General features: G+C 61.8%; 20 protein-coding genes. 12 read left to right on the top strand and 8 right to left on the bottom strand.

Annotated elements, in window-relative coordinates; all coding sequences use genetic code 11:
• The first annotated feature begins 4 nt into the window (after window positions 1-4).
• The 3 genes from ACVWYO_RS23275 to ACVWYO_RS23285 are packed head-to-tail and all read left to right on the top strand — an operon-like array spanning window position 5 to window position 3,082.
• Complete coding sequence (locus tag ACVWYO_RS23275; RefSeq protein WP_457355274.1) at window positions 5-1,585, top strand: sodium/sugar symporter; 1,581 nt, start codon at window positions 5-7, stop codon at window positions 1,583-1,585.
• A complete protein-coding gene (locus ACVWYO_RS23280; protein ID WP_457355276.1) occupies window positions 1,576-2,463 on the top strand; it encodes a 2-dehydro-3-deoxygalactonokinase in 888 nt (295 codons plus the stop codon). The genes ACVWYO_RS23275 and ACVWYO_RS23280 overlap by 10 nt, the downstream gene beginning before the upstream one ends.
• Window positions 2,453-3,082: a 2-dehydro-3-deoxy-6-phosphogalactonate aldolase gene (locus ACVWYO_RS23285; RefSeq protein WP_457355278.1), complete on the top strand. Its 630-nt coding sequence runs from the start codon at window positions 2,453-2,455 to the stop codon at window positions 3,080-3,082. The genes ACVWYO_RS23280 and ACVWYO_RS23285 overlap by 11 nt, the downstream gene beginning before the upstream one ends.
• Window positions 3,083-3,269: 187 nt before the next feature.
• Here the strand turns inward: ACVWYO_RS23285 and ACVWYO_RS23290 are convergent, their stop codons facing one another.
• From ACVWYO_RS23290 to ACVWYO_RS23310, 5 genes are all read right to left on the bottom strand, one after another.
• On the bottom strand, window positions 3,270-4,202 hold the full coding sequence (locus ACVWYO_RS23290; RefSeq protein ID WP_457348219.1) for an IS5 family transposase: 933 nt from the start codon (window positions 4,200-4,202) through the stop codon (window positions 3,270-3,272).
• Between the two features lie 232 nt (window positions 4,203-4,434).
• The gene (locus ACVWYO_RS23295) at window positions 4,435-5,520 is read right to left on the bottom strand and encodes a hemerythrin domain-containing protein (protein WP_457355280.1); all 1,086 of its coding nucleotides are present in this window, start codon (window positions 5,518-5,520) and stop codon (window positions 4,435-4,437) included.
• A gap of 131 nt (window positions 5,521-5,651) precedes the next feature.
• Window positions 5,652-6,152, bottom strand: coding sequence for a DUF937 domain-containing protein (locus ACVWYO_RS23300; RefSeq protein WP_457355282.1), 501 nt, complete (start codon window positions 6,150-6,152; stop codon window positions 5,652-5,654).
• A 174-nt stretch (window positions 6,153-6,326) separates the two neighbouring features.
• Complete coding sequence (locus tag ACVWYO_RS23305; protein ID WP_457355283.1) at window positions 6,327-6,752, bottom strand: hypothetical protein; 426 nt, start codon at window positions 6,750-6,752, stop codon at window positions 6,327-6,329.
• Window positions 6,753-6,776: 24 nt separating this feature from the next.
• Entirely contained in the window at window positions 6,777-7,400 is a 624-nt protein-coding gene (locus ACVWYO_RS23310) for an OmpA family protein (protein WP_457355285.1), read from the bottom strand.
• Between the two features lie 332 nt (window positions 7,401-7,732).
• On the opposite strand from ACVWYO_RS23310, the gene ACVWYO_RS23315 reads away from it, so the two are divergent.
• From ACVWYO_RS23315 to ACVWYO_RS23330, 4 genes are all read left to right on the top strand, one after another.
• Window positions 7,733-9,610 carry a YhjD/YihY/BrkB family envelope integrity protein gene (locus ACVWYO_RS23315; RefSeq protein ID WP_457355287.1) on the top strand — a complete coding sequence of 626 codons (1,878 nt, stop codon included), beginning with the start codon at window positions 7,733-7,735 and terminating at the stop codon, window positions 9,608-9,610.
• A gap of 388 nt (window positions 9,611-9,998) precedes the next feature.
• Complete coding sequence (locus ACVWYO_RS23320; RefSeq protein ID WP_457355289.1) at window positions 9,999-10,217, top strand: hypothetical protein; 219 nt, start codon at window positions 9,999-10,001, stop codon at window positions 10,215-10,217.
• Window positions 10,218-10,344: 127 nt separating this feature from the next.
• On the top strand, window positions 10,345-10,590 hold the full coding sequence (locus tag ACVWYO_RS23325; RefSeq protein ID WP_457355291.1) for a hypothetical protein: 246 nt from the start codon (window positions 10,345-10,347) through the stop codon (window positions 10,588-10,590).
• Window positions 10,591-10,712: 122 nt separating this feature from the next.
• Entirely contained in the window at window positions 10,713-11,039 is a 327-nt protein-coding gene (locus tag ACVWYO_RS23330) for a WGR domain-containing protein (RefSeq protein ID WP_457355293.1), read from the top strand.
• 72 nt (window positions 11,040-11,111) lie between these two features.
• On the opposite strand, the gene ACVWYO_RS23335 is transcribed toward ACVWYO_RS23330, so the two are convergent.
• Complete coding sequence (locus ACVWYO_RS23335) at window positions 11,112-12,026, bottom strand: hypothetical protein (protein ID WP_457355580.1); 915 nt, start codon at window positions 12,024-12,026, stop codon at window positions 11,112-11,114.
• 83 nt (window positions 12,027-12,109) lie between these two features.
• Here ACVWYO_RS23335 and ACVWYO_RS23340 point away from each other — a divergent pair, with 83 nt between their 5' ends.
• From ACVWYO_RS23340 to ACVWYO_RS23350, 3 genes are all read left to right on the top strand, one after another.
• Window positions 12,110-12,670 carry a hypothetical protein gene (locus ACVWYO_RS23340; RefSeq protein WP_457355295.1) on the top strand — a complete coding sequence of 187 codons (561 nt, stop codon included), beginning with the start codon at window positions 12,110-12,112 and terminating at the stop codon, window positions 12,668-12,670.
• A complete protein-coding gene (locus tag ACVWYO_RS23345; RefSeq protein WP_457355297.1) occupies window positions 12,667-13,956 on the top strand; it encodes a tyrosine-type recombinase/integrase in 1,290 nt (429 codons plus the stop codon). Before ACVWYO_RS23340 ends, ACVWYO_RS23345 begins: the two co-directional genes overlap by 4 nt.
• A gap of 519 nt (window positions 13,957-14,475) precedes the next feature.
• Window positions 14,476-15,021 carry a LysR family transcriptional regulator gene (locus ACVWYO_RS23350; RefSeq protein ID WP_457355299.1) on the top strand — a complete coding sequence of 182 codons (546 nt, stop codon included), beginning with the start codon at window positions 14,476-14,478 and terminating at the stop codon, window positions 15,019-15,021.
• 21 nt (window positions 15,022-15,042) lie between these two features.
• On the opposite strand, the gene ACVWYO_RS23355 is transcribed toward ACVWYO_RS23350, so the two are convergent.
• Window positions 15,043-15,975: an IS5 family transposase gene (locus tag ACVWYO_RS23355; protein WP_457348219.1), complete on the bottom strand. Its 933-nt coding sequence runs from the start codon at window positions 15,973-15,975 to the stop codon at window positions 15,043-15,045.
• 71 nt (window positions 15,976-16,046) lie between these two features.
• On the opposite strand from ACVWYO_RS23355, the gene ACVWYO_RS23360 reads away from it, so the two are divergent.
• The gene (locus tag ACVWYO_RS23360) at window positions 16,047-16,487 is read left to right on the top strand and encodes an SPFH domain-containing protein (RefSeq protein WP_457355301.1); all 441 of its coding nucleotides are present in this window, start codon (window positions 16,047-16,049) and stop codon (window positions 16,485-16,487) included.
• Window positions 16,488-16,562: 75 nt separating this feature from the next.
• Window positions 16,563-16,892, top strand: a complete 330-nt coding sequence (locus ACVWYO_RS23365; RefSeq protein ID WP_457354799.1) for a DUF2171 domain-containing protein — start codon at window positions 16,563-16,565, stop codon at window positions 16,890-16,892.
• Window positions 16,893-17,141: 249 nt separating this feature from the next.
• Here ACVWYO_RS23365 and ACVWYO_RS23370 read toward each other — a convergent pair whose 3' ends face one another.
• Window positions 17,142-21,506: a CheR family methyltransferase gene (locus ACVWYO_RS23370; protein WP_457355303.1), complete on the bottom strand. Its 4,365-nt coding sequence runs from the start codon at window positions 21,504-21,506 to the stop codon at window positions 17,142-17,144.
• Window positions 21,507-21,540: the final 34 nt, after the last annotated feature.

Consider the following 21,540-nt stretch of genomic DNA (forward strand, 5'->3'; position numbering starts at 1 on the left):
CCGGATGCAGCTTGCCACAATCGACATCATCGTTGTCGCGGTGTATTTCGTCTTCATCTTTGGGCTCGCGCAATACGTCTCGCGCGACAAGGTAGGCGCTGGTCCCAAGAACACCACCGATTACTTCCTGGCGTCGAAGGACTTGCCGTGGTGGGCGATCGGCGCTTCGCTGATCGCGGCGAACATCTCGGCTGAACAGATCGTCGGCATGTCGGGGTCGGGCTATGCGATCGGCCTCGCGATAGCATCGTATGAGTGGATGGCGGCGCTGACCTTGCTGATCGTCGGCAAGTTCTTCCTGCCGATCTTTCTCAAGAACGAGATCTACACAATGCCGCAGTTCCTGGAGCGGCGCTACGGTCCGTCGATCCGCACGCTGATGGCGCTGTTCTGGCTCGCGCTCTATGTGTTCGTGAACCTCACCTCGATCATCTGGCTCGGGTCGATCGCGGTCACCAAGGTGGCGGGCATCAACCAGGATCTGGCGCTGGTGCTGCTCGGCGCGTTCGCCTTGCTCTATCAGATCCGCGGTGGGTTGAAGGCGGTCGCGCTGACCGACATCGTACAGGTGACGCTGCTGGTGCTGGGCGGGCTGATCATTGCTGCGCTGACGCTCGGCAAATTGGGGCAGGGCGCCGGGATGGTTGCCGGCTTCCACCGCCTGACCACCGCTATTCCCGATCACTTCCACATGATCCTGAAGCCGGGCAACGCGCATTATGTGGACTTGCCCGGCCTGTCGGTGCTGATCGGCGGGATGTGGATCGCGAACCTCAGTTATTGGGGCTTCAACCAGTATATCATCCAGCGTGCGCTCGCCGCCAAGAACATCGCCGAGGCGCAGAAGGGCATCATCTTCGCGGCGTTCCTCAAGCTGCTGATGCCGCTCGTCATCGTCTTGCCGGGGATCGCCGCAGTGGTGCTCGCGCCCGATCTGGCCAAACCAGACGAAGCCTATCCCACGATGATGGCATTGTTGCCGAGCGGGTTGCTTGGGCTGGTGTTCGCCGCATTGATCGCCGCGATTGTTGCCTCGACCGCGTCCAAGATCAACTCGATCGCGACGATCTTCACGCTCGATCTCTACGCCAAGCGGAGCGGCGGCAAGGAACCGGGCGAGGGGCGTGAGCGGCACCTCGTGTTCGTCGGTCGCGCGGCGGCGGTCGTCGCCATCCTGCTGGCGATCGTCGCCGCGCGGCCGTTGGTCGGCAGCTCCGAACAGGCGTTCCAGTTCATCCAGGAATTCACCGGCTTCTTCACGCCGGGCATCACGGTGATCTTCCTGCTCGGCCTGTTCTGGAAGCGCGCGAACGAGGCGGGCGCGCTGACCGCGGCGGCGGCGTCGGTGATCCTGTCCTGGGCGTTCAAGGCGCTGTTGCCGGCATTGCCGTTCATGGACCGGATGGGACTGGTGTTCCTAATAGCGCTCGGTTTGGCGGTGGTCGTCTCGCTTGTCACGCGGTCGCGCTCCGATACCGACATGATCGATACCAAGTCGGTCAGCTATGCGACGCATTCCTCGTTCAATGTCGGCGCGATCGGCGTCATCCTGATCCTCATCGCCTTATACGGAACGTGGTGGTGAGCGACCCCGCCTTCATCGCCATCGATTGGGGAACGACCAACCGCCGCGCTTATGCGATCGGCGCGGACGGCGCGGTGATCGAGACGCTGCGCGACGACAAGGGCGTGCTGAGTGTTGCGGTGGACGCGTTTGCGGGCGAGGTTGCGGAGATCCGCGAGCGGCTCGGGGACGTGCCCGTGCTGTGCGCAGGGATGGTCGGGTCGACGCGCGGTTGGGTCGAGGCGCCGTATGCGCCGTGCCCGGCCGGGATCGCCGCGCTGGCAGCCGGGTTGATTTGGGTCGAGCCCGGTCGCACCGCGATCATCCCGGGCGTCGCGCAAACGCACGGCCGTTGCGACGTGATGCGGGGCGAGGAAGTGCAATTGCTCGGCGCGGTGGCGGCCGGCATGGCGGCGCCCGACGCGTTGCTGTGCCAGCCCGGCACGCACTGCAAATGGGCGCGGATGGAGCAGGGCCGGATCGCCGATTTTCGCACGGCGATGACGGGCGAGATCTTCGCTTTGCTGCGCAACCACAGTTTGCTCGGCGACTTCTTGAAGGCCGATGTGGTTGAGGGACCGGCCTTTCAGGAAGGACTGAAGCTGGCTGCGGACAATCACCTGCTGTCGGACCTGTTCGGGGAGCGCGCCGCCGTCGTGCTCGGACAGCGCGACGCGGGTGATGTCGCGTCGCGGGTGAGCGGCATGCTGATCGGCAGCGATGTCCGCGATCAGGCGATCGCGGCCGGTGAAACCGTTCATATCCTGGCCGACGCCGCACTCGGCCGTCTCTATGCGGCGGCGGTGACGGCAGCCGGCGCGCACCCGGTCCTGCTCGACAGCCATACTGCTTTTCTCGCGGGCATCACCGCAATCTGGGATACGATCGATGGACGCTGACACGCTTTTGACCACCGCGCTGACGCGCTGCCCCTTGGTCGCAATCCTGCGCGGCGTGAAACCCTCCGAGGTCGAAGGGATCGTCGAGGCGGTGATCGCCGCCGGGATCCAGATCGTCGAAGTGCCGCTCAACTCGCCCGATCCGTTCGACAGCATCGCCCTGCTGGTAAAGCGTTTCGGCGGCGACGCGCTGATCGGCGCGGGCACCGTGCTGTCGGTCGCCGACGCACGGCGCGTGGCGGAGGTCGGCGCGCAATTGGTGATATCCCCCAATGTCGATGTCGCGGTGATCGCGGAGACGGCGCGGCTCGGGATCATATCGCTGCCCGGTTATTTCACCCCGAGCGAAGCCTTCGCCGCGATCAATGCCGGCGCCAATGGGTTGAAGCTGTTCCCGGCGGAAGCGGCATCGCCGAAGATTCTCAACGCGCAACGCGCGGTGATCCCGCGCAGCGTGCCGATCCTCGCGGTGGGCGGTATTACCCCCTTCACGATGGCCGATTGGCGTGGGTCGTGCGAGGGGTTCGGGCTCGGCTCGGGCTTGTACAAAGCTGGGATGGACGCGGTGCAGGTAGCGAGGAATGCGGCTGGATTCATCGCCGCATTCAGTCGTACGTGACAATGTGGATCGTCGCTCAACGCGGCCCCCCCGGCTCTACGCGAGGTAGCTATTTGGAGTCCTTTGGAAAATACGGGCTGTGAAGGGGTCTCAATCGGCGCCGATCGGAACCCCTTCAAATGTACAGATTCGATGGGCTTTGTTGCATAATTACGCGAGAGCATGACCGACGTTTTACTTGAAGATGTTATTGGATGCGGACGGTCACCGGCGTTCCTATTTCGGAGAACCGATTGAGAATTGCAGCACGGACTTTGAGCTCGGTAATCTGACGATCGAAGGTGCGGGCGACAACGCGCTGGCCCAGGAGTTTGAAGCAGTGCATTTTGGTCTCGACCAGACTGCGGCGATGATAGCCGCTCCACTTTTTCCAGATTGCGCGACCAAGCCGCTTTGTCGCGCGTAGCGCTCCATTGCGTGCATCGACGCCGGGACCGCCTTCTGCCCATGGTTGCCCGTTGCGGCGGACCGGGATGACCGCATCGGCACCGCGCCCGGCAATAGCGGCATGGCAGTCCCTGGTATCATAAGCGCCATCTCCGCCGACGCTGAGTATCCGCTCGTCTCCGGGAATTTGCGCCAGGAGAACGGGCAGCGTCGGTGCGTCACCAATGGCATTCGTCGTGACCTCAATGGCCCGGATATCCAGCGTCCCAGCATCAATCCCGAGATGCACCTTGCGCCACTGGCGACGGTAGGACGGTCCGTGTTTGCGCGTCTTCCACTCGCCTTCTCCCGTCATTTTGATCCCGGTGCTGTCGACCAGCAGGTGCAGTCCGCCCGAGCTGATCCGCCCGCCGAGGTTGACCTTCAACGTCTTCTGCCGTCGGCACAGCGTCGTATAATCCGGCACCGACCAATCCAGCCCCGCCATTTTGATCAGGCTCGAAACCAACCCCGTCACTTGCCGCAAAGGCAGGTTGAACAGCGTCTTCAGCGTCAGGCACAGCTCTATCGCGCTGTCTGAAAACCGCATCGGGCGACCAGGGCGACCACACGGCTTCGAAAGCCAGTGCATCTCCGGATCAAACCATATTTCCAGCGACCCACGCCGCTTCAGCGCCGCATTATACTCAGGCCAGTTCGTCGTACGATACACAGGTGCGGCAGGTTTGGGCATTACGCCTATCTATACCGCTCGATTCCCTGCGTGAATCCCCGCCATCAGTTTTGCAACAAAGCCGATTCGATGCACGATTGATAGCTTGGCAATAGTTTACCGGGGTCCAAAGTTGGTGCGCCGATCCACATGCCGGGACGCTGACAAGTTCAGACATATCGCTGTGATCTGAGAGACTCCACAAGCCGTTCGAGCCCGTGGGAGGCCGGGCGTCCCGCCCTTTCTGTGGACCTCAAGCGAGTTTGAACCCCTCCTTGTTCGCCTGTGCCGTGACCTTGGCGTTGCCGGCCTCACCAAGGGCCGCGTGCAGCGGCGGGAAGATCGTGTCCTCCTCCTCCCGGATGTGCTCCTCGAGTTCCTCACGGAACGTTGCGACCTTCGCGAGGAAGGCGGGCGAGGCGTTGTCCATCTCCTCCAAGTCGTAGAGGTTCTGCTTCACGTAGCCGTGGTCGTGGTTGAGCTTGTCCGCATCGACCGTGTCGCCCCAGACGCGCAGCGCCGGATAGACCACGTTTTCCTCGGTGAAGGCGTGCTTGCCGAGCGCGTGCTTGAGTTGAGCAAGCAGGACGGTACGCTTCCCGGTGTCGTCGGCACCGGTGGCCTGCAGCTTGTCGAACAACGCCAGCGCGAGCTTGTGCTCGACCTTGATCGCATCGAGCCAGTCGCCAGCGAGCGCGCTTGGCGCCTGCACCATCATCTTGCGACCCAGGTTCACGGCGAGCCCTGTCACGAGTCCGGCCGCGACCGCCCCGACGAGCGATGCGGTCCGTCCGGTGGCGGCCGACTTGGCACCGACGACCACGGCGCTGGCGCGCTTTGTTGCCGCCTTCGGTGCAGCCGCGGCCGTCGTCCGGACCGCCGTTGTCCCGCGGGCGGCCGCCTTGGCGACTTTGCACGGGGCCGCTGCCACGGTTTTCACGACAGATCCCGCCGCCTCTGCTACGGGTCTGGTCGCGGCGCCAACGGCTGCGGTAACCTGGGCTTCGACATCGGCCACGGTCCTGGCGACCAAAGCGGACGGGCCTTTCGCGGAGGTGCCCTTTGTCGAGGTGGTGGCTGCCTTGCGCTTGGCGGGTGTCGAACCTGCTGCGCCGCTCGCTACCTTCGGAGATCGTCTTTTCTTTGCAGGCGCAGCCTTCTTCCCAGCTACGACCGCGGCTTCAAGCGCTTCACGGCTGTTCCCGACCCGGTCGATCAGACCTTGCGCTTCCTCGCGACTAAGATCGTGCTTCTTCGCGAAGTAGTCGACCTCGTAGGTCTCGTCGCCCGACACAGTTGCCCGGTCCCGCGCGCCGCTATTACCCTTGTCGTCCGCCATGTCGCTGTTTCCCCGTCAGGTTTATCTCTCAAAGCATCATCGGCCGTAGAGTTCCGCACCAGCGGCTGTCGGCATGGTCTACCCCGCACGCCCGCTGCCGATGCGGAGGGGGCGCTGGGCGACCGCTCAAGTCATCGGACGCCGTCGAGGATCGAGGATAACGGGTTGTCTCCGCCGAACAGTCCACCGAGACCGCCTGCCGAACTACCGGCGCCCCCACCGCCACCGAGCAGGGAGCCAAGCACGCCAGCAATTCCGCCGCCCCCCGATTGCGCGGCGAGGTGCTTTGCGACCATCGCGGCGACGATCGGGAGCATCGCCTTGAGCACCGTGCTCGACACGCCGGACTGGCCCGCCGCGTGGTCTGCCACTTGCCTGCTCACGTCCTTGCTGCCGAAGATATGTCCGAGAACGTCGTTGCCGCTGGCGGTGTCTGGCTGGTCGATGCCGTTGGCCGTGTCCTCGACTGGACCCAGCGTGTCCGCCTGCGCGCGTTGCTGGAAGCCGCCGGCCACCGCTGGCACCAGCGAGCCCATCGCCGATTTCGCCTGCTCCGGGCTAAGGCCGAACCGAGCGGCCAGGCTGCTTATATCCATGCCACTCGATCCGAGGATCTCGTCCAGTCCGTGCATGTGTCGTCTCCCGATGGATTAGCCGACGCGAGGCATCAGCTCGATGTAGTTTTCAAAAGCGATGGGCGGCGGACGAATATTCCCGCCGCCCATTTGAGAGCTAACGCCGATCAGACGTCGCGATCGTTCGTCCGCCCACCTGCCGAGTACGACCGAAAGCGTTGGCCCCCGCGATCAAGTTCGCGCAGACCGTAGATCGAGCCGTCGTCGAATTCGGCGACATCCTCCGTCGGTGCGGCATAGTCCCAGCCGTCGGAACGCCATTCCTGCGAGCGGGGCGTCGAGATCGACCGTGTTCGCCTCCTCCAGCGCCTTGACCGCGGCCGGCGTCTTGTCGTCATCGACGTCGGCTGTCAGCAGGTATCCGCCGCGGCGAATGCCTTCCTCGTAGGTGTGGCGATCCTCGTGCGGCACGAAGACATTCTTTATCGAAGCCCAGAGACCCTTGTCCTTGCTCGTGGAATAGGCGCCGGCGGTCTTATGTGTGTCCTGGTCGTGAACGCTGACGTGGCCGACGTCGATGCCGGCCTGGCGCAGGCGCTCCGCGCCCGCGTCGGCATCGGCCTTGGTATCGAACAGTGCGGTGATGGTGCGTGACATGATGTTTTCCTCTGTAATTTAGGATTAGCGCTTGGTGACGACGAGCTCGGTGCGGCGGTTCTCGGCGCGGCCCGATGCGGTGCCGTTCGTGTCGACCGGATCCTTGTCGCCGCCGGTCGCCGTCTCGATGCGGCTGCCGTCCACGCCCTTGGCGACGAGTGCAGCCTTCACGCTGTCGGCACGGGCCTTGCCGAGCGCGACGTTCGCGGCTTCGGAACCACGCGTGTCGGCATAGCCCGCGATGCGGATGTTAGTGTTCGGATATTTCTGCAGGACGGCCGCAACGTCGTTCACGTCGGCCTGATCCGAGGGACGGATGTCACTCTTGGCGGTCTCGAAGTTCAGCTTCTCGAACGTGAACGTCTGCGGGGTCGGTTGCGAGCCGGCGAGGAAGGCGCCGAGCCCCGAGGTTCCAGCGAGCATGGCCGACTTCTGCGCGTTCGGCGTTTCCGCCACGACGGTGTTGCTGGTGGTCGTGGTGGTCGTGGTCTCCGTCGCCTCACGGTGGTTGCAGCGGCTCAGCGCCAGCAGTGCGGCCAGGACGCCGAGCGCGAGCAGCAGCCAGGCCAGCCAGTTGGTCTTCTTCTTCTCGATGTGGACGTGCGTTGGCGGCGCACCATCGGTGCGCTTGCCGTCATTGTCGGCCATTCTCTCTCTCCTGTTCGGATGCGTAGTCCGTGTCGGAAACGCTCGAGGCCGATTAAGTTGCCGGCAATGAACGCTAATGTCGGCAACGACGGGTGCATCCCCCCTCCGATGGGCCCTCTCAGGCACCCCGGGTGATCCCGCCGGCGAATGGATCGTTGCTCGCCCGCATTGCGTGTCGAGGCAAATAGCCGCGGTAGGTCCACGAAGCTCTCAGGATACTCTCATCCCTGCGCTTAATTGTCTGGGATGCGCTTCGGACTGGAACGGTCCTATCTCAGGTCTGTTCAAGCGACGTCCCGCGCTTAGCGCCGGAAGAACAAATGGATGGCAGCGTGGACGATCAAGGACATGGAGCGGACAGCCCGTGGCAGATGCCGCTCAAGGCGTGGATCGCGATCGCGAAGCGCACGTGGGCGGAGACCAGCACCGACAACATTGGTCTGATCGCCGCGGGTGTCGCGTTCTACGCTTTCCTGGCGCTGGTGCCGCTGCTCGGAGCCATCGTGCTGGTGTACGGGCTGGCGGCGAACCCTGCGACCGTGATGCGCAACATGACGCAGCTCACATCGGTCATGCCGAGCGATGTCGCCAAGCTCGTCGGCGACCAGCTGATGAACGTGGTCAAGACATCCGATGGGAAGAAGGGGCTCGGGTTGCTGCTGGCGCTCGGTCTGGCGGTGTTCGGGGCGCGCAACGGGGCCGGGGCGGTCATCACCGCACTCAACGTTGCCTATGAAGAGGAAGAGAAGCGGGGATTTCTGAAGGTCAATCTCCTTGCGATCGGCATGACGGCGGTTGCCGTGCTCGTCGCGATGATCGCTCTCGTTGCGATCGCCGCGCTCGGCCACTTCCAGACCTTGATCCCAAACGCGCCGGATATCGTGATCGTCGCGGGCAAGATCCTTGCCTATCTGGTGATGACGCTCGCGGGTGCCGGAGCGGCGGCGACGCTCTATCGCTATGGTCCATCGCGTGAGCGGGCGCGCTGGGTGTGGCTGACGCCGGGATCCTTGTTCGCCGCGCTCATGTGGCTGCTCCTGACGATCGGCTTCGGCATCTACGTTGCAGAGTTCGGCAATTACAACGCGACCTACGGCTCGCTGGGCACCGTGGTGGTGACGCTCACCTGGCTATACCTGTCGAGCTACATCCTGCTGTTTGGTGCGGAACTGAATTCAGAGCTCGAGCACCAGACGGCGCGCGACACCACGAAGTCGCCCGCGCCGCTCGGTGGGCGTGGGGCCTGGGTCGCCGACCATGTCGCCGACGACGACGCTCCAAAGAGCGCCGAGGCGAAACCCGCCGTTGGAACTGCCCCGCTATCAGTCGATCTGAGGGAAGACATGGGAGAGTTCGCCAAGAGCCGCGTCGCGGCGCGGGCTGCCAGGATCGCGGGACTTCCGAAGATCGGCTGGGCGCCGTCGGCGGCGGCGACGTTAAGTCTGTCACTGCTGCGGCGGGGCAGGGGAGCGCAAGGAGTCGCGCTGCTCGGCGCGACCGCCGCGGTGACCTGGTTCCTCCGCGAACGGTCCGCCAAGCCCGCGCCTGCGGTCAAAGCTGTATTTTTCGACATCGACGGGACGCTTGTCGACAGTAATGATCTGCATGTCGCCGCGTGGGACGAGGCTTTCCGCGAATACGGATACGCTGTCGAGCCAGCAGCAATCCGGGAACAGATCGGCAAGGGCGGCGACCTGCTGGTGCCCGCTCTTCTCCCCGAGGCGACGGACGATACCATCGAGACACTCAGCGACCGCCAAGGCGAAATCTTCAAGTCGACATATATCGACGGGGTCGAGCCATTCGCCGATGCCGATCGCCTGCTCCGTCACGTGCACGGGCTTGGTCAGAAGGTGGTGCTCGCCTCTTCGGCCGACAAGAAAGAGGTGGCGCACTACATATCGCTGATGAAGATCGGTCGGGTGGTCGACGCGACGACAAGCATCGACGACGTCGAGACGTCCAAGCCTGCAGGGGACATCTTCGGAGTTGCCCTGGACAATGTCGCTCCACTGAGTGCGGATCAGGTGATCGTCGTCGGCGACACACCCTACGACGTCGAAGCAGCGGCGAAGTGCGGCATCCGCGCCATCGCCCTTCGTTCGGGCGGGTTCGACGACGCGGTGCTGATTGGAGCGGGCGCGATCGCGCTTTACGATGACGCCGCAGACCTTCTCGCTCGCTACGCAAACTCGGCCTTGGGGCGGTAGCGCAGCCGCTGCCCGCTTGTCCGGATTTACGTCAGGTCGTTTTTCGCCCACGCCTTGTGGATCGGCGCCCAACGCGAGAACCCCCGCTCTACGCAAGGCAACTATTTACAGTCCTTTGGAAAATACAGACTGCGAAAGGGGTCGCGATCGGGGCCGATCGCGACCCCGGCCTATGTAAAGATTGGATGCACGATCAATAGCTTGGCAACAATTTACCGGGGTCCCGCGTTGGACGCCCATTCACATGAGATGAGGATCCCCGCGTCACGCAGTCGAGCGTTCGGCGCGCTGAATTTCAGGCGTTGAAGGAGCAGAGGCAGCCAAATTTGCCGTTCCACTCAAGCGAAGACTTCTTTCCTTTTGCGGGCGCAAAACCTAACTGCGCCAAATGAATTTATCCGGATCGATCCTCGAAAACGTTCAGAATGCGGTCGTGAGCGCCCGGCGCCTGCGTGGCCATCCTGTGTACAAGGACACGCTAAGCTACTGGACGGAGCTGCTTCAAGAGGCCCGGCGCGCGCGTAAGGATCTGGAAGGCTTCCAAAGTCAGGCGCTTGAAGCCGCAATCCTGAACCTGGAAGGGGAGCTTGCCGACCGCCCCGCGTAATGCAGGAGATTTGTTTCGGTGCCTCAATGATGCACAATCAACTGATTGCACTGTTCGATCAGGCACCCGTCGATTAGTTACCTGCAGGCTGCTGCAAAGGGCTGCGATTGGAAGAGGAATGGGACAGATGGGCGGCTGGCATTCGGACCAAAACAACGCGTTGGACCGCGACCCGCCACCGAAGAACAATGCTCAAGGGTTCCGACGACTGGCCGACGCCGAACGGGCGGCCGCCCTTAAGGAGCTTTTGCCCCAACGCCGCAAGCAACGTGAGCGGTCTGCGATGCGCTGGGACGAGATGGCGAAGGCAGCTGAGGGCCATGCGCTCACAGCGTCGGTCAACGCGCGCGAAAAGCTACTCCGTTCCGGCTAGAGCTATAGCGGGCGACGCAGGTGTCGAGACCGCATCGGAAATCGACTGCGTGAATCACCTGCCCCAGACTGATTCAAATTTCCGGTTGGACGAGAACCGCCCTCACTCGCCATGTTCCCATCATGTTCAATTATCCCACTCAGCTGATCGACCACCGGTGCGAGCTAGAAGCGATGGACGAACGCCGTAATATCGCGCGGGCCTACCAGATCGACGCAACGCGGGATGTGTTTGGCCATGTCATTGTTGCCCTGCGCTGGGGACGCATTGGTAGACGCCTTGCAGGTTTGACTGTTTCCTTTGAAAGTGAGGCGGCGGCATCGCGATTTATAGAGCGCGCACTGGCGAAGCGGGCAAGTGCGCCGCGACGGATTGGCGTTGGCTATTGTCGCGTCGATCGAAACGCCACCTCGCCGAGCCAGCCGCTCGCCGCAAACGATTTCAGGTAGCGGCGCGGGCCAGCAGCCGGTCGATCTCGGCCATGCTAGCGTCCAGATCTGATACCGCGTCGGCAAGCGGGCCTAGAGCGCATGCGCTTGAATATCCGCGCCAGCCCGAGACACGCCAAGCGTGCGGCGTAGCTGGGTCCGCATGCAAGCGCCGAGCGCGGCGACCAGCAGCCACGCGTCGCGTGCCCGGGAATTGCGTGACAAATGGACAAGCGCGCCGGTACCCCGCGATAGTTGTCCGTCCAATCGGCGGAGCGTCATGAATGTCCGCTTGTGCGCCGCACTCGCGCGCTCGATCAAACGCACCTCGATCTTGTCTGCTTCGAGATCGTTACGAAACAGCGCGCGCGATACAAGGCCGGCCGACGGCAGGGTGAGGGACGGCTGAACGCGGGCGGTCAGCAAGGCAAGATTGTGCGCCCAGCCGCCGCCCGGCTCGGCGGCGACGTAGTGGCTCAGCGTGCCGTTTGGGAGCGCATGGCGAACCTCACTACCTTGGCCCTCCACAAAATCAGCATCGCCGCGTAGACCCTCGATCGCGACCGCGAGTGTGGCAAGGGATTGGGCAGGCAGATCCTCGTCGTCCGGATCGTCGATCACCGCGACTTCGCGCGCCGATCCGGCGTCGACGAGCGCGTCGCGCGCACGCGCGAGCAGGTCGAGCTGTCTTGTGCCGAACCGATGTGTGGCGGCGACCATCACTGCGATGGTGGCGGCAGCCTCGGCGATCGGTGGGGCGCCGTGGTCGACGAGCCATAACAGCATTGCATGGCGGCGCGGATCATCGGTGAGCAACAGCTGCGCCGCTGTGTTTTCGTGCGCGGGGCCGACGTCACCAGCGCCGGCGTCGCGATGGAAAATGTCCCAAGCCGCTGACACTGCGGCAAGCGCCGACGCTTTCCGCAGTTCGGTGCCGGCGAATCGCCACGCCGCCTGGGCTCGTCCGAGCGCATGGGCATAGCCGGTGAGGTCGATCGAGAGGTCCATCACCAGTAAGAATATGCTAGCGATTGAGCGATTGCTAGGCACCCCCCTGCCCGTTCCTTATGTACTTGCCATAATCGATGCTTATGGTAAGAACAGAAGCAGGGAAGGGGTTGGAGACGGTGATGTTTACAGCAAGACGCCGACGGCGCGATCGCGTTGCAGTGCGGCCCAATCGCACGGTAGCGAGCTTCTCGGCGGTCGCAGCCTTCCTGCTAGCGATGTTCGCTTTTGCCGCAGTACCGTCCGTGTGGCTGCTTTTGATCACGCAAAAGCTCGGTCACCAGACTGGCGGAGCGCTGTTCCTCACGCGGGCTGGCCTGATAAGCCTCTATGGTCTGCTTGCCCTGATCTACCTCGGCTCTCTCGTCATGAAGGGCTTTGGCAAAGCCCTTTTCCAAGCTCGGTACGTCCATTCAGCGGCGCTTGGCTTGCTTGCCCTAGTGGTGACGCTTGGCGTCGTCACGTTGACGGTGCAGGCCAATGCAGCCGTCAGCGGGCTCCATGCCGGACCGGGCAATAACAATGGCGAAATGTTGGTGGCGTTCGCTATCTGGCTGCTCGCCGTGAACAATGCGGCCTCTTCGATCGGCAACGAAATCGCCGATCGTATCGCCGGCTGGTTTGAGCCGAGGTTCGCTTCATGACCTCGCACCGGGAGGACCTCGATCACGCTCGTCTCGGACGGGCCGAGACAGCGATCGTCGTTCAAAACCTCGACGGTGAGGCTCTACCCCAACGCCGGACGCGCGGTTCGGCCGAGCCGGTCGACGCCCGGTTGCTCCGCGTCATCGTGGCAGCGCTCCCTGGCGACATGCCGCCTGTGAGCGCCCTCGGGGTCGAGACCGCACTCGAGGCAATGGCCGACGCCACCAAGGCCGCGATCGCCGCGGACCTTGACTGCTTCGTTGCTTGGTGCACGAACGAGAGGCGAGCCCCCTTCCCCGCGGACCCGGAGGACCTGGTCCGCTACCTCCGCCACCTCGAGGCACAGGGGAAGAAGCCGGCGACACTTTCGCGCCGCATGGCAACGCTCGCCAGCGCCCATCGCCTCGTCGGGATCGGCGAAAAGGACGGACTGCCGACCGACCATCCGATGGTGCGCAACGCGCTGCGCGCCAATCGGCGGCGCAAGGGCGCGGTCCAGCGCCAGGCGGCGCCGCTGCGGTTTGGCGGCGCGCTCGACGCTCAGGGCGAGGTGAAGGGATTTACGATCACCGCTCTGCTCGAGGCCTGTGGCGGCGACGCACAAGGCCTGCGCGATGCGGCGCTGCTCTCCGTCGGCTATGATGCCGGCCTTCGGGTGAGCGAGCTTACCGCGGCCGCAGTCCAGGATCTCGAACCGCAGCCCGATGGGTCTGGGCTGCTCGCCATTCCGCGGTCCAAGACAGACCAGGAGGGCCAGGGCAGCTGGGCGTGGCTCTCAGCCGAGACGATGCGCCGGGTCCAGGCATGGCTGGTGCAGAGCGGGATTGAGGACGGTCCACTCTTCCGCCGTGTTGGGATCGATCGGCGCCGGGCACGCGCCGCGGTGTCGCCCCAGCCCTATCATTCCATTCCCGGAAACACCCAGCATTGGCAAGAGCGGCTGCGCGGATCACCGGAGGTGCAGGCGATGGTGACCTATACGATCGGCGAGACCCCCCTCACCCGGCAAGGTGTCGGCGGAATCTATCGACGGATCGCACTTGCCGCTGCAGACGCGGGCTTGGTCGAGATGTCCGGTGCGAAGCTGTACGATGCGATCGCCGCGCTTACGACACACTCGCTGCGGGTTGGACTGACGCAGGATCTGTTCGCAGCCGGCGAGGACGGTGCCGGTATTGCGCTCACGCTACGTTGGTCTTCGCCTGCGACGGCGCTGCGCTATGGGCGCAAGCTGGCGGTTAGGAGCAATTCAGCGTCGCGCGTCCTTGGTGCAGTGCGACGGTAATTGGGCGTAATAGCATAGCAGCCTAGGTAGAAGACGTGGCGCCGCTGCCGCTGGGAAGCCAAATTAGTCATTAGCGACCTCCGCGTAAATTCATTTTGACGCTCTTACATATAGGCTCAGCGTGGATCCAAGCAGCGGTACAAACGGAGAGGAATGGCGAGGCGTGGGACAAAGCGGTCACAAAAGTCGTCGGGCGCGAACGGCGGGATCGGATAGAAGCAGACGCTCGTAGGTGGCAGCCTCGGTGCCGCCTTTTAAGGTAGGTGCGCTCGGGCCTATTTTCCGCTTTGCCCGATCGCTCGCAACCACTCGCTTTGAACCACTCACAGGCACCCGTTTGTTGAACGTTCGCCCGGTCTAACTGTATGACATTGCGTTGTTTTGTAGCATCTGAGGGGACGGAAAGCATCTGTTCGGAAAACGTCCGTTTGTTGATCGAAAACGGCGCCAGTCTGCCGTCGTAAGTGCGTGCGGTTGCCTCCTTGCGACGATGGGTCCACACCATCATTCCGCCATGGAATGATCGATATGGATCGCTTTGCGTCATTGCAACTGTTTGTCCGTGTTGTGGAACTCGGCAGTTTCACACGCGCCGGCATGGAACTCGGTCTTGGGCAGCCCGCAGCCAGCAAACAGATCGCGTCGCTTGAGGCCCATCTTGGCTCACAATTGGTCGATCGAACATCCCGTGGCTTACGGCCGGCTGCGGCCGGCCTCGACCTCTATGACTCGGCGGTGCGTCTGCTAGGTGATTTGGAAGAAACGGAAAATCGGGTGCGGGGGGGCGTTCGTGGCCCAGTCGGCGTCGTGCGTGTAGCAACCCCTCCTGCGTTCGGTCGGATGTTCATCATTCCCCAGCTACCCAGCTTTTGCGAGCAATTCCCCGAAGTTGTGGTCGAGTTTTCAGTTGCCCAACGGCGCATCGATCTGATTGAAGACGGGGTGGATGTGGCGCTCCGTGTGGGCACACTCAAAAAATTCCAGCCTCGTTGCTCGCCGTATCGGCAGCATGCAGACGATTACCGTTGCCACACGGCTTTGTTGCATAATTACGCGAGAGCATGACCGACGTTTTACTTGAAGATGTTATTGGATGCGGACGGTCACCGGCGTTCCTATTTCGGAGAACCGATTGAGAATTGCAGCACGGACTTTGAGCTCGGTAATCTGACGATCGAAGGTGCGGGCGACAACGCGCTGGCCCAGGAGTTTGAAGCAGTGCATTTTGGTCTCGACCAGACTGCGGCGATGATAGCCGCTCCACTTTTTCCAGATTGCGCGACCAAGCCGCTTTGTCGCGCGTAGCGCTCCATTGCGTGCATCGACGCCGGGACCGCCTTCTGCCCATGGTTGCCCGTTGCGGCGGACCGGGATGACCGCATCGGCACCGCGCCCGGCAATAGCGGCATGGCAGTCCCTGGTATCATAAGCGCCATCTCCGCCGACGCTGAGTATCCGCTCGTCTCCGGGAATTTGCGCCAGGAGAACGGGCAGCGTCGGTGCGTCACCAATGGCATTCGTCGTGACCTCAATGGCCCGGATATCCAGCGTCCCAGCATCAATCCCGAGATGCACCTTGCGCCACTGGCGACGGTAGGACGGTCCGTGTTTGCGCGTCTTCCACTCGCCTTCTCCCGTCATTTTGATCCCGGTGCTGTCGACCAGCAGGTGCAGTCCGCCCGAGCTGATCCGCCCGCCGAGGTTGACCTTCAACGTCTTCTGCCGTCGGCACAGCGTCGTATAATCCGGCACCGACCAATCCAGCCCCGCCATTTTGATCAGGCTCGAAACCAACCCCGTCACTTGCCGCAAAGGCAGGTTGAACAGCGTCTTCAGCGTCAGGCACAGCTCTATCGCGCTGTCTGAAAACCGCATCGGGCGACCAGGGCGACCACACGGCTTCGAAAGCCAGTGCATCTCCGGATCAAACCATATTTCCAGCGACCCACGCCGCTTCAGCGCCGCATTATACTCAGGCCAGTTCGTCGTACGATACACAGGTGCGGCAGGTTTGGGCATTACGCCTATCTATACCGCTCGATTCCCTGCGTGAATCCCCGCCATCAGTTTTGCAACAAAGCCGTAGCGACGTGCAAAGCATTCTTGACGCGCAGACCGAGTTGTGGGGTATCAAAGTCAGCAATGTCGAAATTCGCACCGTCGAACTATCCGACAACATGGTGCGCGCGATCGCCAAACAAGCTGAGGCAGAGCGCGATCGCCGTGCGAAAGTCATCCATGCCGAAGCTGAATTCCAAGCCTCTCAGACGCTGGTGAACGCGGCGACCATCCTTTCCAGCATACCCGCCGCAATGCAGCTTCGCTATCTCCAGACGCTCACCGAGATCGGTGCCGAACAGAACAGTACCGTCGTGTTCCCGATGCCAATCGACATCGTGAAGCCATTTTTGACATTGCTGGAGACCGCCGCGGACGCAAAGTCCAACGGTGATGCTCGTGACAAAGCGCCACCGGCCGCCGGTGCCCGACGCGCGCCGCGGCATACCGAGCCCGCGTCCGATCGCGCCTGATAATATCAGGCGTCGCGGACGAAAGAGTTTTGTGAGAAATATCAGCCGACTGGCTATCTTCAGAAGGAAATCGCGATGTTTACAGCACAGGAAATCAAGCACGGCATGACGGTACGCGATACCCACGGTCTTCATGTCGGTACCGTGGATCAAGTAAAAGACTACGTCGTCGAGTTGACACGCGAAGGGTTTGCCGACGGCCTCCACCATTTCGTGCCGCTTGCCGCCGTGACGAATATTGACGGCAACACGATGCTCGTTGATCCCGGCCATGTCACGACGATCGAAGCGGTGGAAGGTGCGGTCGGGTATGCGCGCGGGCACGCTTCGATGGCGGATAGAGGCAGCGTCGTGTTCGGGATACCCGGGGATGATAGTGGGATGGGCGGTTGGGGCGCCCGCTGACGCAGTGACTACGCTAGCTGGATGTAGGGATGTAGTTCGGCGTCGAAACAGCAGAACCATGACATCGGGCACAACATCTACGAGCTCGCGCAGATCATCAGTTGATGAGGCCACGACCTACGGAGTTCAATATGTTCACAAAATAGTTTTTAAAGACTTCAAACACCTCCGCCAATATTTCTTATAATTTCACTTATAAGTATGGGCGAAAGGCCGATACGTGATGCAACCCGCCCCGGGCGGGTGAAGCTAAACGCGGAAAGTCGAGCTTTTATCTTCACCAGCGAGTGCCAGTCGCGCAAGCTCCGGCAGTGATCGCGCGTCCATCTTCTTCATAATCGAAGCCCGGTGGTTCTCGACCGTTCGCTGACTAATGCCCAGGTCGACCGCTATATTTTTGCTCGGATGACCGGCAAGAACAAGGCTCATTATCTCGCGCTGGCGCGGGGTAAGCCCCGCCAGGTGCCGCGCTGCCGCTTCCTCAAAGGCATACACTATTGTTACATCATGTGACTCGGAGAGCGCCCTCCTGATGCTCGCCATCAATGTGTCTTTGCCGACGGGTTTCTCGATAAAATCGCATGCGCCGGCCTTCATTGCCGAAATTGCCAGCGTGAGGTCATTGCTGCCTGTCAGCATGATCGTCCGCATTGGACTGCCCATATCCTGCAGCCGCTTCAGCAATTCGAGTCCGCTGATGCCGGGTAGTCTGGCATCGAGCAGCAGACATCCCTCGCGGTCCGATCTGTAGGCGGCGAGATAGGATTCGGCATCCGGAAACTCCTCGACCACATGGCCGTCACCCTCGAGAACATCTCGGATCGACATCCGCACATCTGCATCATCATCGACCACGATGATCACGGCGTCCGACGTGGCGTCATGCTTAAAGTTTGGAAGTATGGTATGTGAATCGCTGCTCCCGAGCAGCGTCTCGATGGCTGCGGTGAGCTCTTGCGCTTTCACCGGCTTGCTCAGAAGCAAGCAGTCGCTGCTAGCGATCTTCGCCTGTGTCGCTTTGGAAATGTCACCCGTCAAAATAATGCCCGGAAGAGTGTAGTCGAGCAACTTGCGCATATGTTCGATGACGTCGAGGCCGTCCATTGTTCCTGGTAAATTGTAATCGACGAGAATGAGATCCGGCCGGATCGCGCCTTTAGCAACCAAGGCTAGCGCGGCCGCTCCGTTAGCGGCCTTTCGGACACGGTGCCCACTCGCTTTCAACAATTGTTCGAGCAGGTCGCGAACGTCTGGATCGTCCTCAACGATGATTATTTTGCCAGTCGTCGTAGCCCGCACTTGGTCTGGTGTCTCGATGGCAATGTTTGCAGCCTCATCGGCTGCCAGCGGAACCTCGATTGTAAACACCGAGCCTTTGCCGAGCTTCGATCGGACACCGATGTCGTGATCGAGCAATGCGCCCAATCGCTGGACGATCGAAAGGCCAAGGCCAAGGCCTTTGCTGCGTTCGCGCGCTGCGTTATCGACCTGGTGGAACTCGTCGAAAATGGCGTGCAGCTCGTCCTTTGCAATTCCGATCCCGGTATCCCAGACTTCGACACGCATCGTGTTGCCCACCCTGCGGCACCCGAGCACGATCCGACCGGTCCGGGTATATTTCATCGCGTTGGCAAGAAGGTTGCGGATCATCTGCTCGAGCAAACGCGGGTCGCTATGAACACGCAGCGCGCATGTTCTTACGCGGAGCTCTAGGTGCTGGGCCTGGGCTTGGTATGTGAACTCGTCGCGCATGCGATCAAAGAGGTCACCGAGCCTGAAATCCGTCGGCTCGGGCTGCACCACTCCAGCCTCGATCTGATTAATGTCGAGCAGCACGTTTAGCATCCCGGCCATCGCATCCAAGGTCTGGCCGAGCCGCGCGACAAGCTTGGCCCCCTTCGGGTCTTCGATCGAATGCGCCAGCAGTGCCTGCACGAGCGAAAGAGATTGCAGTGGTTGGCGCAGGTCATGGCTGGCGGCTGCCAGAAAGCGCGATTTGGCAACATTGGCGAGTTCCGCTTCACGCTTCGTTGCTCGCAGCGCTTTGGCCGAACTCTTGCGCTCGGTAATATCGTTGAAGGTGATGACTACACCCTCGATTTTCCTGTCGTGGGTACGATAAGGCAGAATACGACGCATGAACCAGCTTCCGTCCGGAACTTCGATCTCATGCTCGATCGCCGCTGCACCCTCGAGCACTTTCCTCGCGTCGCCTTCGAGTTGATGGTCGACGGCCAGCGCTCGCAGATCCGCCAGCGGTCGACCGATGTCTCCCGGAATGACGCTGAAGACCGCACGAGTAGCTGGAGTAAAAAAACGGATATTCAGATCCGGATCAAGAAAGAGGGTTGCAACGTCGGTGCTGTACAGAACGTTTTGAAGATCGTCGGATGTCGAGCGCTGGCGTTCCAGCGTCTCCTGCAACTGCCCGTTCAGCGCCGTCAGCTCTTCGTTGAGTGACTGCAGTTCTTCCTTTGATGTGAGCAGTTCTTCATTGGTCGACTGGTATTCCTCATTGACCGAGAGCGCCTCCTCGTTGATCGCTTTCTGTTCCTGGTTTGATGTCTCCAGGCCATCCAGCGCTATGCGCAGCTCGTCGCGCGTGAGGGCAAGTTCGTGTTCGAGATCGCCGACACGGGCATTGGTCGCCGGCGATTTCGTATCACCTCCACCCTGCACGCCGGCAGGATCGTCAATGAAGGCGACGAGCAGAAGCTCCTCGCCTTCGCTGGTTACAGCCTGGACGTCGATCCCGAAGGCGGTCGCACCGATCCGGCTATGCCCGATGAAAACGCGGCGGTTGTCTTTACTCACCCGGCTGATGGCAGCGCGTAACTTGGCGCGTAGCGCGGGCGTCGCCATCTCGAGCAAATCGTGCGACGGATAACCGGAGGCGACCTGCAGATAGCGATCGGTTGGTCCCAACGAATACAGGCATTTCCCCGCGCGATCGATGAGCACGGCGGCCGGCGCGTGGGTCTCCAGCACGAGCCGGCGCGTCAGGTCGGCAAAGCTTGACGCGCGCTTTGGCGGTTGGTCGGCCGCGACACGCCCCTGCGCCGCTTTGTCCGCCGCTGCGCTTACATCGAAATCGGAAAGACCTAGGCGACCTTGCCCGATCTGGCGGTAAATCCGCTCGGCCTTGGCTATCACCTCGAACCGCCCTGCCGCATTTGCGATTGTCTCCGCGCTGCCCAGCAACAGCATGCCGCGCTTGCGCAGCGCGAAATGAAACAAGGCAATGACTTTCGCCTGCGCGCGCGGTGTAAGATAGATCAGCAGGTTACGGCACGAAATCAGGTCGAGCCGCGAAAACGGCGGGTCGGACAATACGTCCTGCACCGTAAACACGATCGTATCGCGCAGATCGGCCGTGACGCGATAGCCCTGCTCATCGTGCACGAAGAATCGCTTGAGCCGCTCCGGTGCGATGTCGACGGCAACGGCATCAGGATAAAGGCCCTCGCGCGCCCTCGCGACAGCATCGGCATCCACATCGGACGCAAACATCTGAAGCTTGATCGGACGCTTGACGGCTGCAATTGCCTCCATGAACAGGATCGCGAGCGAATAGGCCTCTTCCCCGCTACTGCACCCGGCGACCCAAACCCGAAGTGGACGCTCGCCGTCATGGTCTTCGACGAGGTCGGGGATCACCTTGGTCGCCAGAAAGTCGAACGTTTTGGGGTCGCGAAAGAAGGTCGTCACGTTGATCAGCAAGTCAGCAGCGAGCAAATCGCGTTCGCCAGCATCCTTGCGCAGGAGGGCGAGGTACTTCGGCATCGCATCGAGCGCGATTTTGGCGAGCCCCATACGGCGCTCGACACGGCGCTGTAACGTACCAGGCTTGTAGAGCCGAAAATCGTGCGGTGTATCGCTGCGGAGAATGTCGATGATGTCGGCTAGTCCGGGGTTCGTCGGACTGGAGGTGGCCGTTACTGCATTGCTCTTTGCAAACGTAGCAAGCGCCTCCGGCATGTCATCGATACGCAATGTCGCATCGACCAGGCCGGTATCAATCGCGCTAGACGGCATACTTTCATATTCCGCTTCCGCTGGATCCTGGGCGATGACCAACCCGCCCCGGTCGCTGACGCTGGCGACGCCACCACTGCCATCTCCATCCAGTCCTGACAGGACGATCGCTGCAATAGGATGCTCCGTACCGCGCGAAAGGGAGTGCAGCAAGAAATCGAACGGCTTGCGCGAACCCCGCGGTGCGTCAGGTGCCGAAACCTTGAGGACTTCGCCCGACACGGACAGATAGGTGCCTGACGCTATGGTATAAATGTGGTCGACTTGGATCGCGGCACCATCGGTCGCCTCGATCACGGGCATCGTCGTGTGCGGTGCCAGTAAATCAGCCATCAGACTTTTATGGCTCGGGTCGAGATGCTGGATCAGGATGAATGCCATGCCTGGCAATTTTGGCAATGCGTCGATTAACTTGGTTATCGCATCGAGGCCACCGGCTGATGCTCCAACCGCCACAATCGGGAAATTCGTCTTGCCGGACGACATGGCCAGGCGCTCGGCCGAGCGGGTATTTATGCCGCTGGTGTGCTGATCTAGGAGCCGGGCTGACGCGTTCGACTCACTGGTCGATGAAACCATGCTTTTATCGCTATCATACCCCGGCCTATTACCC

Source organism: Sphingomonas sp. UYP23 (genome assembly GCF_054059235.1).